This is a genomic window from Pseudomonas sp. PK-RTE-24 (assembly GCF_054052265.1).
In genome coordinates this window covers 5269013-5286972 of record NZ_CM133224.1, presented here as the reverse complement: position 1 = coordinate 5286972, position 17960 = coordinate 5269013, and the positions used below count along the sequence as shown (strand labels likewise).

At 60.4% G+C, this 17960-nt stretch carries 12 protein-coding genes and 4 tRNA genes; 13 read left to right on the top strand and 3 right to left on the bottom strand.

Features of this window, described 5'->3' with window-relative positions:
* The first annotated feature begins 78 nt into the window (after positions 1 to 78).
* The 13 genes from uvrB to ACV8MC_RS23780 all read left to right on the top strand — a co-directional run bounded on the left by uvrB (position 79) and on the right by ACV8MC_RS23780 (position 11907).
* Positions 79 to 2094 (top strand): excinuclease ABC subunit UvrB, encoded by a 2016-nt coding sequence (gene uvrB / locus ACV8MC_RS23840; protein WP_024012378.1) that lies wholly within the window; start codon positions 79 to 81, stop codon positions 2092 to 2094.
* A 277-nt stretch (positions 2095 to 2371) separates the two neighbouring features.
* Positions 2372 to 3853, top strand: coding sequence for a glutamate--tRNA ligase (gene gltX / locus ACV8MC_RS23835; protein WP_457263748.1), 1482 nt, complete (start codon positions 2372 to 2374; stop codon positions 3851 to 3853).
* Between the two features lie 188 nt (positions 3854 to 4041).
* A tRNA-Ala gene (locus tag ACV8MC_RS23830) sits at positions 4042 to 4117 on the top strand.
* A gap of 79 nt (positions 4118 to 4196) precedes the next feature.
* Positions 4197 to 4272: transfer RNA gene (locus ACV8MC_RS23825), tRNA-Glu, on the top strand.
* 53 nt (positions 4273 to 4325) lie between these two features.
* Positions 4326 to 4401, top strand: a tRNA-Ala gene (locus ACV8MC_RS23820).
* A gap of 80 nt (positions 4402 to 4481) precedes the next feature.
* A tRNA-Glu gene (locus tag ACV8MC_RS23815) sits at positions 4482 to 4557 on the top strand.
* A 181-nt stretch (positions 4558 to 4738) separates the two neighbouring features.
* Positions 4739 to 5278 carry a TetR/AcrR family transcriptional regulator gene (locus ACV8MC_RS23810; RefSeq protein WP_041478525.1) on the top strand — a complete coding sequence of 180 codons (540 nt, stop codon included), beginning with the start codon at positions 4739 to 4741 and terminating at the stop codon, positions 5276 to 5278.
* Positions 5279 to 5308: 30 nt separating this feature from the next.
* A complete protein-coding gene (locus ACV8MC_RS23805; RefSeq protein ID WP_457263746.1) occupies positions 5309 to 6142 on the top strand; it encodes an alpha/beta fold hydrolase in 834 nt (277 codons plus the stop codon).
* A gap of 46 nt (positions 6143 to 6188) precedes the next feature.
* Positions 6189 to 6632 (top strand): acyl-CoA thioesterase, encoded by a 444-nt coding sequence (locus tag ACV8MC_RS23800; RefSeq protein WP_016773923.1) that lies wholly within the window; start codon positions 6189 to 6191, stop codon positions 6630 to 6632.
* 175 nt (positions 6633 to 6807) lie between these two features.
* Complete coding sequence (locus ACV8MC_RS23795; RefSeq protein ID WP_150635758.1) at positions 6808 to 7767, top strand: tRNA dihydrouridine synthase; 960 nt, start codon at positions 6808 to 6810, stop codon at positions 7765 to 7767.
* 119 nt (positions 7768 to 7886) lie between these two features.
* Entirely contained in the window at positions 7887 to 8333 is a 447-nt protein-coding gene (locus tag ACV8MC_RS23790) for an Hsp20 family protein (protein ID WP_016773925.1), read from the top strand.
* Between the two features lie 188 nt (positions 8334 to 8521).
* Complete coding sequence (locus ACV8MC_RS23785; protein WP_095179489.1) at positions 8522 to 9217, top strand: DUF1266 domain-containing protein; 696 nt, start codon at positions 8522 to 8524, stop codon at positions 9215 to 9217.
* Complete coding sequence (locus ACV8MC_RS23780; protein ID WP_457263743.1) at positions 9214 to 11907, top strand: DUF805 domain-containing protein; 2694 nt, start codon at positions 9214 to 9216, stop codon at positions 11905 to 11907. Before ACV8MC_RS23785 ends, ACV8MC_RS23780 begins: the two co-directional genes overlap by 4 nt.
* On the opposite strand, the gene ACV8MC_RS23775 is transcribed toward ACV8MC_RS23780, so the two are convergent.
* The 3 genes from ACV8MC_RS23775 to ACV8MC_RS23765 all read right to left on the bottom strand — a co-directional run bounded on the left by ACV8MC_RS23775 (position 11904) and on the right by ACV8MC_RS23765 (position 17922).
* The gene (locus tag ACV8MC_RS23775; protein ID WP_310215419.1) at positions 11904 to 13595 is read right to left on the bottom strand and encodes a molecular chaperone HscC; all 1692 of its coding nucleotides are present in this window, start codon (positions 13593 to 13595) and stop codon (positions 11904 to 11906) included. The two genes, ACV8MC_RS23780 and ACV8MC_RS23775, sit on opposite strands and share 4 nt — an antisense overlap.
* Positions 13596 to 13689: 94 nt before the next feature.
* Positions 13690 to 16968: a PAS domain S-box protein gene (locus tag ACV8MC_RS23770; protein ID WP_024012383.1), complete on the bottom strand. Its 3279-nt coding sequence runs from the start codon at positions 16966 to 16968 to the stop codon at positions 13690 to 13692.
* 63 nt (positions 16969 to 17031) lie between these two features.
* Positions 17032 to 17922, bottom strand: a complete 891-nt coding sequence (locus ACV8MC_RS23765; RefSeq protein ID WP_039762039.1) for a LysR family transcriptional regulator — start codon at positions 17920 to 17922, stop codon at positions 17032 to 17034.
* Between the last annotated feature and the right edge of the window lie 38 nt (positions 17923 to 17960).

Genomic DNA, 17960 nt, shown 5'->3' with positions numbered 1-17960 from the left:
CTTGCGCGACATCGGTCGTTTGCGGTCGTCCTCGTGGTGCTCCGTCTGACGCGGAGCGCCGCGAATCCAGAGGTGTGTATGTCGGAATTCCAGCTAGTCACCCGCTTCGAGCCTGCCGGCGATCAGCCGGAAGCCATTCGCCAGTTGGTTGAGGGCATTGACGCCGGACTGGCGCACCAGACATTGCTCGGTGTGACCGGCTCGGGCAAGACCTTCAGCATCGCCAACGTCATCTCCCAGGTACAGCGTCCGACGCTGGTTCTGGCGCCGAACAAGACCCTGGCCGCGCAGTTGTACGGTGAGTTCAAGGCGTTCTTCCCGAACAACGCCGTTGAATACTTCGTTTCCTATTACGACTACTACCAGCCCGAAGCCTATGTGCCGTCGTCCGACACCTTCATCGAGAAGGACGCGTCGATCAACGACCACATCGAGCAGATGCGCCTGTCCGCGACGAAAGCGTTGCTGGAGCGCAAGGACGCGATCATCGTCACCACGGTGTCGTGCATCTATGGTCTGGGCAGCCCGGAAACCTATCTGAAAATGGTCTTGCACGTTGATCGCGGCGACAAGCTCGATCAGCGCGCACTTCTGCGGCGCCTGGCTGACCTGCAATACACCCGCAACGACATGGATTTTGCCCGGGCGACGTTCCGCGTGCGCGGTGATGTGATCGATATCTTCCCGGCGGAATCCGATCTGGAAGCGATCCGCATTGAGCTTTTCGACGACGAGGTCGAGAGCATTTCCGCGTTTGATCCGCTGACCGGCGAAGTCATCCGCAAGATGCCGCGCTTCACTTTCTATCCGAAGAGCCACTACGTGACGCCTCGGGAAACCCTGCTCGACGCCATCGAAGGCATCAAGGTCGAATTGCAGGAGCGCCTCGAATACCTGCGCAGTAACAACAAACTGGTGGAGGCCCAGCGCCTGGAGCAGCGCACCCGTTTCGACCTGGAGATGATCCTCGAACTGGGTTACTGCAACGGCATCGAAAACTACTCGCGCTACCTGTCCGGGCGTCCGGCCGGCGCGGCGCCGCCTACCCTTTACGACTATCTGCCTGCCGACGCCTTGTTGGTGATCGACGAATCCCACGTCAGCGTGCCGCAGGTCGGCGCGATGTATAAGGGCGACCGTTCGCGCAAGGAAACCCTGGTGGAGTACGGCTTCCGCCTGCCTTCGGCGCTGGACAACCGGCCAATGCGTTTCGACGAGTGGGAAGGAGTCAGCCCGCAGACCATTTTCGTTTCGGCGACCCCCGGCAACTATGAAGCCGAGCACGCCGGGCGCGTGGTCGAGCAAGTGGTGCGGCCGACCGGCCTGGTCGACCCGCAGGTTGAAGTGCGGCCGGCACTGACTCAGGTCGATGACTTGCTCTCGGAAATCACCAAGCGCGTGGCGATCGAAGAACGTGTGCTGGTCACCACGCTGACCAAGCGCATGGCCGAAGACCTGACCGATTACCTCGCCGACCACGGCGTGCGCGTGCGTTATCTGCACTCGGACATCGATACCGTCGAGCGCGTCGAGATCATCCGCGATTTGCGCCTCGGCGTGTTCGATGTGCTGGTCGGGATCAACCTGCTGCGTGAAGGCCTCGACATGCCGGAAGTGTCGCTGGTGGCGATTCTCGATGCTGACAAGGAAGGCTTCCTGCGTTCCGAGCGCTCGCTGATCCAGACCATCGGTCGCGCGGCGCGTAACCTCAATGGCCGGGCGATCCTCTACGCCGATCGCATGACCGGTTCGATGGAGCGCGCGATTGGTGAGACCGAGCGCCGTCGCGAGAAGCAGATCGCTTTCAACCTGGAAAACGGCATCACCCCGAAAGGTGTGATCAAGGACGTCGCCGACATCATGGAAGGCGCCACCGTACCGGGCTCGCGCAGCAAGAAGCGCAAAGGCATGGCCAAGGCCGCCGAAGAGAACGCCAAGTACGAAGCCGAACTGCGCTCGCCAAGCGAAATCACCAAACGCATCCGCGCGCTGGAAGAGAAGATGTACCAATTGGCGCGGGATCTGGAGTTTGAAGCGGCGGCGCAGATGCGTGACGAGATTGCCAAACTGCGCGAACGATTGCTTACGGTTTAAGGGATCGTTCCCACGCTCTGCGTGGGAATGCCGCCCGGGACGCTCTGCGTCCCATCGCTCGCGTGACGCAGAGCGTCACAGGATGCTTTCCCACGCAGAGCGTGGGAACGATCATTGTGTATCTCTGTAAGAGCGAGCCTGCTCGCGAATGGCCTTCACACCATCCGAAGGGCTTAGGGCATCTGGCTTAAATACCCTGCCCGCTGGAGCGGGGCGGGTGTCGCCTGTTACCATTCGCCGCTTGATTGTTCTGCTCTTCATTTTTTCGAGACAAGCCATGACCACCGTCCGCACTCGCATCGCGCCATCGCCTACCGGGGACCCCCACGTAGGTACCGCTTACATCGCATTGTTCAACTACTGCTTTGCCAAGCAGCATGGCGGTGAGTTCATCCTGCGCATCGAAGACACCGATCAGTTGCGTTCGACCCGCGAGTCCGAACAGCAGATCTTCGACGCCCTGCGCTGGCTCGGCATCGACTGGAGCGAAGGCCCGGATGTCGGCGGCCCGCACGGCCCGTATCGGCAGAGCGAGCGCGGCGACATCTACCAGAAGTACTGCCAGCAACTGGTCGACATGGGCCATGCGTTCCCGTGCTTCTGCACCGCTGAAGAACTCGATCAGATGCGCGCCGAGCAAATGGCTCGTGGCGAAACTCCGCGCTACGACGGCCGCGCGCTGCTGCTGTCGAAGGAAGAAGTCGCGGCGCGCCTGGCCGCTGGCGAACCGCACGTGATTCGCATGAAGGTGCCGAGCGAAGGCGTCTGCGTGGTGCCGGACATGCTGCGTGGCGACGTCGAGATCCCGTGGGATCGCATGGACATGCAGGTGCTGATGAAGACCGACGGCCTGCCGACGTACTTCCTCGCCAACGTCGTCGACGATCACCTGATGGGCATCACCCACGTGCTGCGTGGCGAAGAATGGCTGCCATCGGCACCGAAACTGATTTTGCTGTACGAATACTTCGGCTGGGAACAACCGGAGCTGTGCTACATGCCGCTGCTGCGTAACCCGGACAAGAGCAAGCTGTCCAAGCGCAAGAACCCGACCTCGGTGACGTTCTACGAGCGCATGGGCTTCATGCCGGAAGCGATGCTCAACTACCTCGGGCGCATGGGCTGGTCGATGCCGGACGAGCGCGAGAAGTTCTCGCTGCAGGAAATGGTCGACAACTTCGACATCAAGCGCGTTTCCCTCGGCGGGCCGATCTTCGATATCGAGAAACTGTCGTGGCTCAATGGCCAGTGGCTGCGCGATCTGCCGGTGGAAGAGTTTGCCGCCCGCGTGCAGAAGTGGGCGTTCAATTCCGACTATATGATGAAAATCGCGCCGCACGTTCAGGGCCGTGTTGAAACGTTCAGCCAGGTCGCACCGCTGGCGGGGTTCTTCTTTGCCGGCGGCGTGAATCCGGATGCCAAGCTGTTTGAGTCGAAAAAGCTCTCCGGCGATCAGGTTCGCCAGTTGATGCAATTGATCCTGTGGAAACTGGAAAGCCTGCGGCAGTGGGAGAAGGACAGCATCACCGCGACGATCCAGGCGGTGGTCGAGTCCCTCGAGCTGAAACTGCGCGATGCGATGCCGTTGATGTTTGCTGCGATCACCGGGCAGGCCAGTTCGGTGTCGGTGCTCGATGCGATGGAAATCCTCGGCCCGGACCTGACCCGTTTCCGTCTGCGCCAGGCGATTGACCTGCTGGGCGGCGTGTCGAAGAAAGAAAACAAGGAATGGGAAAAGCTCTTGGGCGCCATCGCCTGATTGCTTTTGCTTCTCTGCAGGACTGCCGAAGGCTGCGATCTTTTGATCCTGCCTTCGGCGTTTCTCCCGAATTTACGGGGGAGGGCGGTAAGTGATTGTTATCCCGGCAAAAAATTTTGAAATTTTTCAAAAATAAGTTTGACAGGCTTTCGATACGCCCTTAAGATTCGCCCCGTCCTCAGCGATGAGGGGCTATAGCTCAGCTGGGAGAGCGCTTGCATGGCATGCAAGAGGTCGACGGTTCGATCCCGTCTAGCTCCACCAATTTACACTTCGAGGTCTGGCCACACCGGCCTTGAAGCGATCAACACTCAGCGTTGATCAGTTGTATAGAAGGGTTTGCGTCCCCTTCGTCTAGTGGCCTAGGACACCGCCCTTTCACGGCGGTAACAGGGGTTCGAGTCCCCTAGGGGACGCCAGTTTTACAGAAGTGATGTTGCAAGAGATCACTCCGCCGCGAGGCGAAAAATCCGGGGCTATAGCTCAGCTGGGAGAGCGCCTGCATGGCATGCAGGAGGTCAGCGGTTCGATCCCGCTTAGCTCCACCAATTTTACAGTTCAAGGTCTGGCCACACCGGCCTTGAATCGATCAGCTCTCAGCACTGATCAGTTGTATAGAAGGGTTTGTGTCCCCTTCGTCTAGTGGCCTAGGACACCGCCCTTTCACGGCGGTAACAGGGGTTCGAGTCCCCTAGGGGACGCCACGATTACCCGCTCTGCGGGATTTATAAGGGTCATTCAATTATTGAATGGCCCTTTTGTTTGTCCGGCGTTTGGCCAACTCTCCTTTTTCCTTACACTGTGCTTCAGACCAGCGGTCATATTCATGACTTGCGGAATATTATTATGCGAATAATATTCTAGTCGTAATATTCGGAGGCAACGATGAACGATAAAAAAGCTCAAACCCGCGAACGCATCCTCAAGGCTGCCAGCGCCGCATTGATTCAACGCGGCCCGGCAGACCCGAGCGTGGGTGAAGTGATGGGCGCCGCCGGGCTGACTGTCGGCGGCTTCTATGCGCACTTCGAAAGCAAGGACGCGATGATGCTCGAGGCGTTCAAACAGCTGCTGGGCCGCCGTCGCGACCTGATTGCCGACATGGACGCCGATCTGACCGGCGAAGAGCGTCGCGCTTTGGTGGCTGCGTTCTACCTGTCACGCAAACACCGGGATTCCAGCGAAGCTGCATGCCCGATCCCGGCCTCGATTGGGGAGCTGGGGCGTTTGCCGGAGTCGTTCCGCATTGCGCTGAACGAGCATTTGGAATTGATGGTCGCGCAACTGGCGGCCAGCCCTGAGGACACCGACAAGGCTTTGGCCGATGTCGCGTTGATGGTCGGTGGTCTGGCCTTGGCCAGAGCGCTGGGTCCGGGAGATTTATCCGATCGATTGCTGCGCGCCGCCAAGTCGGCGGTGCGTTGACCTAAAGGCAACAAGCCTGAGGAGAGTGCGATGAACGCGTTGAAGTGGGTTTGTGGCGTTAACGGTACCTTGGGCTGGTTTGCACCGAGACTGGTGGCAAGCAAAATGCGTCTGGCGTTCATGACGCCCCGCGCTCTACCGCTGCGCGATTGGGAGCTGCCGCTGTTGGCCAGCTCCGAACGCATCACATTGCGCTTCGGTCTGTCGGCGCTGCGTTGGGGCCAAGGTCCTACAGTGTTGCTGATGCATGGTTGGGAAGGGCGGCCAACGCAATTCGCTTCGCTGATAAACGCTTTGGTTGATGCTGGCTATACCGTCGTCGCGCTCGATGGCCCGGCACACGGTCGCTCCCCTGGGCGAGAAGCCAATGTAGTGCTGTTCGCCCGCGCCATGCTTGAAGCCGCTGCCGAATTGCCGCCGCTGCAAGCGGTTATCGGCCATTCCATGGGCGGCGCCAGCGCGATGCTCGCCGTGCAATTGGGGCTGCGCACCGAAACCCTGGTCAGCATCGCCGCACCGTCGCGGATTCTCGGCGTGCTGCGCGGTTTCGCGCGAATGGTCGGCATGCCGCCGCGCGCGCGTTCGGCGTTTATTCGTCAGGTCGAGCAGGACGTCGGCATGCGCGCCGCAACGCTGGACGTGGCCCACTATCAACTGGATATGCCCGGCCTGATCGTCCATGCCGAGGACGACAATTTTGTCTCGGTCAAAGAATCGCAATTGATTCACGAAGCCTGGTTCGACAGCCGCCTGCTGCGCCTGGAAAGCGGCGGCCATCAGCGGGTGCTGGCCGACCCTCGAGTGATTGATGGTGTGTTATCACTGCTTGCCGGTCGCAGCCTTCAGGCGCGCCAATCAGCCTGAGCTCCGTTACACTGCCCCGGTTGAATACTTTGACCGGGAGTGGGGCATGGGCTGGGATCGGGCAACGCCGTTTACCATTGATCTGCAAGTAGGCGCCGAAGACATCGACGGGCTCGGGCACGCCAACAACGCCGTTTACGTGACCTGGCTCGAGCGCTGCGCCTGGCGCCATTCGCAGCGCCTCGGCCTGGACCTGGTCGAATACCGGCGTCTGGACCGAGCAATGGCCGTTGTCCGCCACGAAATCGATTATCTGGCCGCCGCCTATGAAGGCGATGAACTGCAACTGGCGACCTGGATCGTCGATTGGGATCAGCGCCTGAAAATGACCCGGCATTTCCAGCTCAAACGCCCCAGCGACAACGCCACCCTGTTGCGCGCGCAGACCACATTTGTGTGCATCGAACTGTCGACCGGCAAGCCCAAGCGTATGCCGGCGGAATTTATCGAAGGCTATGGCCCGGCGATCCAGATTGCAGAAGCCATGTGAATCTCACCCTGTGGGAGCGAGCCTGCTCGCGAAAGCATCGCGTGAGTTACGCATGCGTCAACTGACAGACCGCCTTCGCGAGCAGGCTCGCTCCCACAGAGATATGTGTAGTTCTGCGGATTTGTGCGATATCCAGTAAACTGCCGCACGTTTTTTCTTCAAGTAGTGTTTCCCCATGCAAATTGCTCTGGCGCCCATGGAAGGGTTGGTCGACGACATCCTGCGCGACGTGTTGACCCGCGTTGGCGGCATCGATTGGTGCGTGACCGAGTTCATTCGGGTCAACGACCAGTTGCTCACGCCGGCCTATTTCCACAAGTTCGGCCCCGAGCTGCTCAACGGCGCTCGCACCGCGTCCGGCGTGCCGCTGCGCGTGCAATTGCTCGGTTCCGATCCGGTGTGCCTGGCGGAAAACGCGGCGTTGGCCTGCGAGCTTGGCTCGGAAGTGATCGACCTCAACTTCGGCTGCCCGGCCAAGACCGTCAACAAATCCCGTGGCGGCGCCGTGCTGCTCAAGGAGCCGGAGCTGCTCAACCAGATCGTCGAGCATGTCCGTCGCGCCGTCCCGGCGCACATCCCGGTCACCGCGAAAATGCGCCTGGGTTTCGACAGTCCTGACGGCTCGCTGGTCTGCGCCACGGCGCTGGCCGAAGGCGGGGCAGAGCACATCGTCGTACATGCGCGGACGAAAATGGACGGCTACAAACCGCCGGCTCATTGGGAGTGGATCCCGCGTGTGCAGGATGTGGTCAAGGTCCCGGTCTTCGCCAACGGGGACATCTGGAGCGTCGAAGACTGGCGCCGTTGCCGCGAAATCAGTGGTGTCGAAGACATCATGCTCGGTCGGGGGCTGGTCTCCCGCCCGGATCTCGCTCGGCAGATCGCTGCGGCGCGCGCTGGCGACGAGGTCGTCGAGATGACCTGGGCCGAGCTGATGCCGCTGATTCAGGACTTCTGGCTGCAGGCCAAGGCGCAGATGACCGCACGCCAATCGCCCGGTCGCCTCAAGCAATGGCTGGCCATGTTGACGCGCAACTACCCGGAAGCCGCCGAGCTTTTCACTGTTCTGCGTCGCGAAACCGAGCCGGATCAAGTCTCGCGCTTGCTCGGATTGCCGCTCGTCGAAGCCGCATAAAAAATCTCAAAATATTCTCTTGAAATCAAAACAGCGGTCCCTATCTAAGGGTTACGCGATGCCGAATTCGGGTCGCGGAGACACAAAACCTTGCTGATTGTTTTCAGGAGATTTGAATCATGAGTACTGCATTTTCTCTCGCGCCACTGTTCCGTTCCTCGGTAGGTTTCGACCGTTTCAACGACCTGTTCGAAACCGCCCTGCGTAACGAGCCTGGCAGCAGCTATCCACCCTACAACGTCGAAAAACACGGTGATGACCAATACCGTATCGTCGTCGCGGCCGCCGGTTTCCAGGAAGAAGACCTGGACCTGCAAGTCGAAAAGGGTGTGCTGACCATCAGTGGCGGCAAGCGTGACACTGACGAGAGCGTCACGTTCTTGCATCAAGGCATCGCCCAGCGAGCCTTCAAGCTGTCGTTCCGTCTGGCCGATCACATCGAGATCAAGGACGCTGCGCTGCGCAACGGCCTGCTGAGCATCGACCTGCTCCGTGTGATCCCGGAAGAAGCGAAAGCCAAGCGCATCCCGATCAATGGAGCGCAGCAGCCGGCGCTGCAGCATTGATTCATGTGCTGACACACAATCGCCCGAATCGGCGATAAGCCGCTGAACGAAAGGCCCCGATACGTCGGGGCCTTTTTTGTGCGCGCAATCAAAGCGATGCAGGGTTTGCCGCTGTTGTCGGGGCTCTTTACAATCTGCGCAGTTTTGCCGACCCCCATTTCCCAGCGGTCGGCCTGGAGCCTTTTTTCATGGACGAGATTCAACAGCGCTGGCTGTGCGCGTTGTCCGCACCAATGGCCGCGCTCAACACCGGCGCCGGGTATGACGACCCGGCGTTCTGCAACGATCGTTACATCAACCTCAAGGAAAGTTGGGGTATCGATGATCGCCGACAGTTGTTCGACATGCTCGGATGGATGACCGACGACGGCCATGCCAAGCACCTCAGCGGGGCCTATCTGGCGTGGCAGCGATGCCTGCCGAGTGAATGGCAGTCGTTGCTCAATGATCTGAGCCCGCGCGAGCGCGTCCTGCATGAATTTGCCAGCCGTACCTTCGGCAGCTGTGGTCCCGGCGGCATTCTGTCCTGGGATTACGGCCGCATGGGCTTTCTGTTGCGCTGCGCCGTGCGTAATCAATGGATCGATCTGGCCGAGAGCAACTGGTTGCACAGTCGTCTGGCGTTGAGGGCGCAGTTTCATTACGGCAGCTGGATGGCTTATTTCAACGGCTTTCTGGTGGGACGAACTTTTTGGTGCTGCATGAGCAAAAGCGATGATGAACTGGCGGTCGAGATGAGTCGTGAGGGCACCAGCGCTTTCAACACCAGGATTGCCCGAGGCCTTGCGCAAAACATTCCACACTTTCTCGCCGATCTGCCTTGGCACATGGATATTGATCCGCCGTCTCGTCCGGCATCGCTTGGGGAGTTCGACTGGTCATGAGTTGCTGGATTCGACTGGGCATTGAACCGACTACTGACGAAACCCTGATTCGCAGCGCCTATCGCGCCCGTTTGCCGGCGCACCATCCGGAAACCGACCCGGAAGGTTTTCAGGCGCTGCGCATGGCCTACGAGAGTGCCCTGCGTCTGGCCCGTGAAGAGCAGCAGGAAGAGGCTGAAGACGAGATTGACGCTGCACAAGCCAATGTCGTTCGGGCGCCTCAAGCTTTCTTGGATTTCTGTGCGCTGCTGGATGATCCCGCGCGACGCTTCAATCACGCGGCGTGGCAGGCATTCGTCCGGACGCTGGATGACTTGTCACTGGAGGTTTTCGATGACCTCAACTGGGGCTTGTACCACCGACTGTCCGGCGCCGGTCCGTTGTCCTACCGTTGTGCGAATCTGTTGGCGCAACGCATGGCCTGGGACCAGCAACTGTTGGATTTGGCATTCGACGATGCGCAAGCGGTAGAAGGCTTTTTGCAGCGCATCAAGGCGCCCGACCCGTTCGACACGGATCTGATGAGCGCCTGGTCAGAGCCGGCACAGACCGAGTCGCTGTGGTATGCCCGTAGCCTCGATTTCATCTTTACTCAGCGTCCGCTTCACGAGTTCGCCGAGTTCGCCAGTCGGCACACGTGCTTGCCGTTGCCCAACGATGCCGCGTACCTCAAGCGGTTGCTGGTGCAGTTCACCCAAGCGGGGATGGGCGCGCCGACGTTCCTGCAGTGCTGTGCCGAACAGCACGATGCCGCGCCGGATAACGTCGACTGGCTGTACCTGCTGGCGTGTCAGTACAGTCTGTTGGGGCACGACGATCAAGCGTTTCCATGCTGGATTCGGCTCTGGAGCGAACATCGCCATCCCGCGGCAGAGAGTCGCTTGCTGGAGCTGTGTGCCAAGCGTCAGCCGACCTTTCTGCCGTTGCTGATTCAGGCGTTCGATCGTCTGGAGGACTGCGCCGTTTGGCCGGACGAGCTGGGCGCTGAGTGCCAGGTGTATGGCAGTCCGTCACAGCGGCCCGAGACCTTGACGCGTTGGTTGGGTGTCGGACGGCTCAAGCTTGATGCACTGGCGCAAAGCTTTGTTGATTGGCGCATGGCGGGCGACGAGCTGCCATTGCTCGCGCAGTTGATCGGCGAAAACCACGACAGCCGTTTGCTGCGTCTGTACCGGCACGCCTGGGCGCTGCATCGTGGTGATTCGGCCTTGTTGCAGCAGATTGTCGACGAACCGCTGCCGGTGGATGCGCTGGAATGCCTGGTTTTGACCGGCCTCAAGTATCAGGCCAGGCAGCATCTGCTCTGGCTGGCCAAGGCGCCTGTTGCGCAGGCCATGAGCGCTTTCACTGACTCGCAAACACTTTCACCGCAATTGCCGCTCGCGTTGTCCGAAGGTGCGCTGCACAAGGTTTGTCGTCTGTGGTTGCAGCGCTTACGGCCCTATAGCGACACGGCGCTTGCACGCATTGCCGACGCGTTCGAGCTGAGTGCGGTCAAAGACGGCAATGACCTCTCGGAGCTTGATCTCATGCTCCAGTTGAGTCGGCGCGCGACAGGTTTGCCGCCGATCGGGTTGGGAACGGCGATCTGGGATTGGCACGCTCAAACCGTGTTTTTGCTGGCATTGCTGGAACAACCCGAGCGCTGGTTGCAATTGATTGATGCGCAGTGTCTGGAGCGTTTGCCGTTCAATCCTGCGCATCCTTTGAGCCGACTGCAGCCGCTATTGCGGCGCTTGCTGCGTGAGCAGGGCGATGGCGCCGGTTTGCTCGGCTGGCTGCAGGGTGACGATCCTGTGCACGGTTTGCTGGTGCAACAATTATTCAGCGTGGAGCAGGCCCTCGATAGCGCCAGGCTGCCCGCCAATGCCCTGCTTTACACCTGCGTCGAAAGTGACCGTGCGGCGTGCGGTGACGACCTCTTGGGCTTGTTGATGTTCTGGGGCGTGCTCTACCACGATCCAGGCCTGAGCGTCGAGCAACACCAGGCGTTGTTGCAGTCGATTGAAGCGGTCAGTTGCGAGGATGACTGGTTCGAAGGCTTTCGCGACGGTCTGATCAAGGGCGAACCGGTGTGGCCACCGCGCAAGGTGTTGACGGATTTCGGTGTCGACAAACTATTGGCCTATGAGGCGCTGGATGCGCTCAAGAGCTTGATTCGCTACGGCGCTGCCGGTGTGCCGAAAACGCGAGTATTGCGGCAACTGCAGCAGGGTAAGGATGACGTGCAGAACAGCGTCGGTTTGCGCTTGGCACTTTGCGCGTTGCTGTCGTGGTCGGAGCGGTTGCTGTTAGCCAACAGTGATGTCCAGCCAGTACCAGCGAAAGCTTTTTGGCGCCTCGGATCACGGCTGGGGCGCAAGGCTTTTATCGCTCAGGTCCTGGGATGCGTGGTGGTAACCCCAATAGCCGGGCTGATAACGGGCACGACGATTGGCGGGATGGTCATCTTTTTGCTTGGCGTACTGCTGTTGTTCGCGGCAGTGCTACGGCGGTTGCACGATATGGGTCGGGGCATACCGACACTGCTGATATTTCTTGGATTGTCGCCGTTTCTGCCATTCCTGCCGCTGGTGCTCTTCGGTTTTCCAGGAGACAAACTGCCCAATCGCTACGGCGTGCCGCCGGACGGGGGGGCAGATATGTTGTCCGGCGGATTGCAGGCGGCTCTGCGGCGACTGAACGGCTAAAGACGCATCTGATCCAGCGCATCATTCAGCGCTGAGCGGTGGCTGGCGATTGCGCCGGGTTGCTGGCCGGCAAGCACGGTGTTGAAGGTATCCATCCACTCGGCAATGCGCGCACGCTCGTCGCCCAGACTTTGCATCCATGCTCGCTCCAGACGTGCGAGCAGGGTGCGGTTGGGCAGGGCGTCGCGAGGGTGGACTTTGAGCGTCGCGAGCCGGGCATGGCTGTCTCTGCGCGCCTGTTCATCCAGTCCGGTCGGGCTGCGGTCGATGCTGTGGCCGTAACGTTCGCCGGTTTCCAGAAGCGTGACGTCTACTTCCAGCAGGCCGTTGATGTCATAACTGAAACGCACATCGAGGCTCTGCAGTTGCTCACTAGGGGTGAACTGGATGTCGAAAGAATCGATGAAAATATTGTCGCGCACCCACGGGCGTTCCCCTTGATACACCGCGATACGGATTTCAGTCTGTTGCGCAAACGTCGTCGAGTAACGCTGCACCCGTGACGTTGGAATCACCGTGTTGCGCTCGATGATCGGCGAGAACGCGCCACTGACGCCTTCGCCACGATTGGTCGAAATCCCCAGCGTATACGGACAGACATCGGTCAGAATCAATTCCTCAACCGCACCGTCCCGCGCCTTGCATGCCGCCTGCGTCGCCGCCCCCAGCGCCACGATAGTGTCTGGATCAAGATGCCGATAAGGCAGGCGTCCAAACAGCGTGGCGACCATTTGCTGTACCGCCGGCATGCGCGTGGCGCCACCGACCAGCACCAGGCTGTCGAGGTCGCGCGGTTTCAGTCGGGCATCGCGCAGAGCCTGTTCGATTGGCGCGCGCAAGCGGGCCAGCAACGGCTCCCATATTTTCACTGCAGCGGCTTCATCCAGTTCCCATTCGAATGTCTGCTCGGCATGCCGCCAGCTCAACTGCTGCGCGCCTTCGCCGAGTTTGCATTTCAGCTGTTCGAGGGCATCACCGAGGCTGGCCATGGCTTGTGCATCGATCGTTGAGGGGGTGAGTTGCCAATTTTTCAGGCAGGCCTGCAACAGGGCTGCGGTGAAGTCTTCGCCGCCAAGAAAGTTGTCGCCAGTGGAGGCGTGCACTTCGATCAGCGGCAATGCGTATTCGAGCACGGTGACGTCGAACGTGCCGCCGCCGAGATCGAAAATCAGCGTGCGTTCGAACTTCTGTTCGTGCAGGCCGTACGCCATGGCGGCAGCGGTCGGTTCGTTGATCAGGCGCGTCACGGACAGCCCGGCCAGTTCGGCGGCGAACAAGGTACGCTTGCGCTGCTCGTCACTGAAATATGCCGGTACGGAAATGACCGCTTCTGTGACCGCCTGGCCGAGAAAGGCTTCCGCGTCTTGCTTGAGGGAGCCAAGCACCAGCGCCGACAACTCTTCCGGGCTGAACTGGCGAGAGCCGAGCTGGATTTGCCTGTCGCTGCCCATGAAACGCTTGAACGCGGCGGCAGTGCGTTCCGGGTGCGTGGTCAGGCGGGCGCGGGCGGCTTTGCCGACCAGAATCGTGTCGTCTTCATCAAGGCTGACCACCGACGGTGTCAGCACATCGCCGAGGGCGTTGCGGATCAGTTCGGCGCGGCCTTCACGCCAGACGGCGATCAGGCTGTTGGTGGTGCCAAGGTCGATGCCCAGCAGGGCCGGGCGGGGAAGGGATGCATCCTGCATGGTTGATCTCGAAGCGGCGCAAAAAACGCGACCCTACAGGCTGACGCAAACCGTGGCAATTGTTGCTCTGTTGCCAGTCTGTGCGACCGCCGATTCAGGGCAGCAGTTTTTTCAGATCCTCCAACCCCACCGGTCGGCTGTGCAGATAGCCCTGATACAAATGGCATTCCAGCCCCTGCAAAAACGCCAGCTGTGCTGGCGTCTCCACTCCTTCGGCAATCACTTCCAATTCCAAGCTGCGCGCCATCGCGACAATCGCGCGAATGATCTCGGCAACATTGGAGTCAGTGGTCGCATCGCGGATGAACGACTGGTCGATCTTCAGGGTGTCTACCGGCAGACGCTTCAAATAAGTCAGCGACGAATAACCGGTGCCGAAATCGTCCATGGCGAAGCTCACGCCGAGCTTTTTCAGACGACGCATTTTGCTGATGGTGTCTTCCAGATTCTGAATGACGATGCCTTCGGTGATTTCCAGTTTCAGCAGAGAGCAGGGCAGGCCGTGGCTGGTCATGCTGTGTTCGATGCGTTCGACGAAATCGTTCTGGCGGAACTGCCGGGGACTGATGTTCACGCACAGGCTGAAGTTGAGCGGGTCGACCAGTTTCAGTGCGATCAGTTGTTTGAAGGCGTTGCAGGCTTCATCGAGGATCCACGTGCCGACTTCGAGAATCAGGCCGCTGTCTTCCAGTACCTTGATGAACTCGGTGGGCGATTGCGCGCCGAGTTCGGGATGATTCCAGCGCACCAGGGCTTCGGCGCCAATGATGCGGTTGTCGCGGGCATCGACCTGTGGCTGAAAGTGCACGTTGAACTCGCCGCGCGACAGCGCCAGGCGCAGGTCGGTCTCCATGCGCAGGCGTTCGCTGGCCGCTTTCTGCATGGTGTTGTGATACATCTGCGTGGTGTTGCGCCCGGAATCCTTGGCCCGGTACAGGGCGATGTCGGCGCGTTTGAGCAGGTCGGTCGGGGTCGAGCCGTGATCGGGGATCAGCGCGACGCCAATGCTCGGCGTCACTTGCAGGCGCTGGCCATCGAGGAACATCGGCTCCGAGAGCAGTTCGCGAATGGTGTCAGCCAGCGCGCGCACTTGCTCGCTGACTTCACTGCGCGATCCTTCGAGGCCGCTGAGCAACACCACAAACTCATCGCCACCGAGGCGCGCCACGGTGTCTTCCATGCGCACACTGGCTTCGAGCCGCGCGGTGATGATTTTCAGCACGGTGTCGCCGACCGGGTGGCCGAGGGAATCGTTGATGTGCTTGAAGTGGTCGAGGTCGAGAAACAGCAAGGCGCCGCGCAGATTGTGGCGCTTGAGCAGGGCGATCTGCTGACTCAGGCGATCCATCAGCAGGGCGCGGTTGGGCAGGTTGGTCAGCGGGTCGTGATAGGCCAGGTGACGAATCTGCGCTTCGGCGTTCTTCAACAGGCTGACATCGCGCGCGGTCAGCAGCAGGCACGCGGTTTCATTGAGGGTGATCGGCTCGACCGAGACTTCCACCGTGAGCAATTCGCCGCGCTTGTTGCGCCCGAGCATTTCCTGATGATGCACGCGGCCCTTGATCTGTAACTCGGCGAGTAAGGTCGAGCGCTGTTTCTCTTCGGCCCAGATCCCCACCTGATAAACGGTTTTGCCCACTACTTCGTCGGCGCGGTAACCGGTGAGGCGACAGAAACCGTCGTTGACCTCCAGATAACGCCCGGTGTCGCGTTCGGTGATGGTGATCGCGTCTGGACTTGAGTGAAACGCCTTGGCGAACTTTTCTTCGCTAGCCTTCAGCGCTGCTTCCGAGCGTTGTTGCTGAGTAATGTCGCGCAGGGTGGTGACGATGCACGGCTGATCGCCGACGCTGATCTGCCGGCTGGAAATCACGCAGGTCAGCGACTGGCCGTCCTTGTGCTGGACGAGAATGGCCACGTTGCTCAGGCCTTGTTCGCGAATCACCCGTTCGATGCGTTGCAGGCTTTTCGCCGAGGCGTCCCACAGGCCGATTTCCTCGGCGGTGTGGCCAATCACATCGGCGGCACTCCAGCCAAAAGTCTGGCTGAAGCTCGAATTGATCTCGATGAACTCCCCGGTTTCCTGGCGCGTCACGCAGATCGGATCGGGGCTGACCTGAAACAGCGTGGCGAATTTCTCTTCCGAGGCTACCAGCCGCTGCTCGCGCTCGACCTGATCGGTGATGTCCAGCAACGTGCCGGCCATGCGCAGCGGCGCGCCGTTGTCGTCGCGATAGAGTCGCGCGCGGCTTTCCAGATAGCGCGAGCTGCCGTCGGGCAATTGCACGCGGTAGGTCAGTTGATAATTGCCGGCGGGGCCTTCGCGCAGGCTGCGGTAGGCGTCGCGCATGCTGTCGCGTTCCTCGCCCGGCACGCCTTCGAAAAACTCCTCGAATGATTCATGGAATGGAATCGGCTCCAGCCCGTGTAATTGCGCAGCGCGCGCCGAGCCGTAGAGCATGCCGCTGGGGATGTGCCAGTCCCAGGTGCCGAGTTGCGCCGAATCCAGCGCCAGGTCGAGGCGTTCCTGGCTGTCCTTCAAGGCCAGTTCGGCGGCTTTGCGTTCAGTGGTGTCGAGGAACGTGCTGAGCAGATAGGGCTGGCCTTCAAGCTCGACCTTCTGCGCGCTGAGGATGCCGTCGTGCACCTGGCCATTGCTGGCGCGAAACTGCACTTCCATGCTGATCAGTTCGCCCTTGGCTTTGGTTTTCTTCACCAGTTCGGCGCGTTGCTCTGGGTGCACCCACAGGCCCAGTTCCAGGGTGGTGCGGCCGATTGCGCTTTGCACCGGCCAGCCGAACAGGCTTTCGAAATACTGGTTGGCCTCGCTGATCAGACCGTCATCCTGACGGGTCAGCAGAACCATGTTCGGGCACAGGTGGAAAAGTGTCGCGAAACGTTTCTCCGAGCTGCTCAGGGCCTGCTCGCGCTGGCGTTGGTGGGTGATTTCGCGAATCACCCCGATCATTCGGGGCCGGCCGTTCTTGTCTGGCAGCAGGCTGCCGCTGATCTCCAGCCAGTGCAGGCTGCCGTCGGGCCAGCGAATGCGGTGATGCATCGCCTGCTCCAACGGGGCACCGGCGATCACCGCGTGGAAAGCACGCACGGTTTTCGCACGGTCTTCCGGCGGCAACAGGTCGAGGTATTCCAGGTCGGCAGGTAATGGCTGCCGTGGATCGAAACCGAACAATGCCTGAGTGCCCCGCGACCAGCTGATCTGCCCGCGCTCGATGTCCCAATACCAGGCACCGAGCCGCGCGCCGTTGAGCGCGGCGAGCAATTGCGGCGCGCTTTCCCAGCTCTGCTCGGAATGGCGCGGATCGACAGCCTGGATTCGCGGCATCGGCGGAGTTCGGTCAACAGATTTCGGCATTGTCAGCGGGCCTTGAGCTGAGTGGCGTTAGGCACAGGAGCGGCTCTATAGGAGTAGCACAAGTCAGGCCGGGATCCCTGGCCGATCGATTTGTGCATCCAGCAGGGCCATGAAGGCGCGTGCTGCATTCGATAGCGTCCGTTCGGTGTGCAAGATATAGCCTAGCTGGCGAGTGAGCTGTATGCCCGGCAATGCGATGCTTGCCACTTGTTCGTCGAGCATGGTGCGCGGCAGCACGCTCCAGGCCAGGCCGATGGAGACCATCATCTTGATGGTTTCCAGATAGTTGGTGCTCATGGCGATGTTCGGCGTCAGGCCCTGAGCTTCGAACAAACGCTGGACGATGTGGTGGGTAAACGTGTTGCCGCCGGGGAAAACCGCCGGATGGCCGGCGATGTCCGCCAGACTGACGACACCGTTGTTGATCAGCGAATGCTCCGGGGCGACGACGAAATCCAGCGGGTCGTCCCATACCGGCGTAGCTTTGACCAGGGTATGCGGCTCTGGCGCGAGGGTGATGACCGCCAGTTCTGCGCGGCCGTGGAGAATTTCCTCGTAGGCCACTTCCGAATCAAGGAACTGAATATCCAGCGCAACCTGTGGGTAGCGGCGGGTGAACTCCCTTAATAGAGGCGGCAAGCGGTGCAGGCCGATGTGGTGACTGGTGGCCAGCGTCAGGCGACCGCTGACCTCGCCGGTCAGGTTGGTCAGGGCACGGCGGGTGTCGTCGAGCACGTTGAGAATCTGATAAGCCCTTGGCAGCAGGGCGCGACCCGCCTCGGTCAGACCGACTTCGCGACCCAGTCGATCAAACAGGCGTACCTTCAATTGCTGCTCAAGCCCGGCGATGCGCTTGCTGATCGCCGGTTGGGTCAGATGAAGGCGTTCGCCGGCGCCGGAGAAGCTGCCGGTCTCGGCGATGGCAATAAAAGCATTCAGGTTAGCCAGATCCATGTCGCATTCCAGTTGGTTATCCAAAGCATAAAAAATAT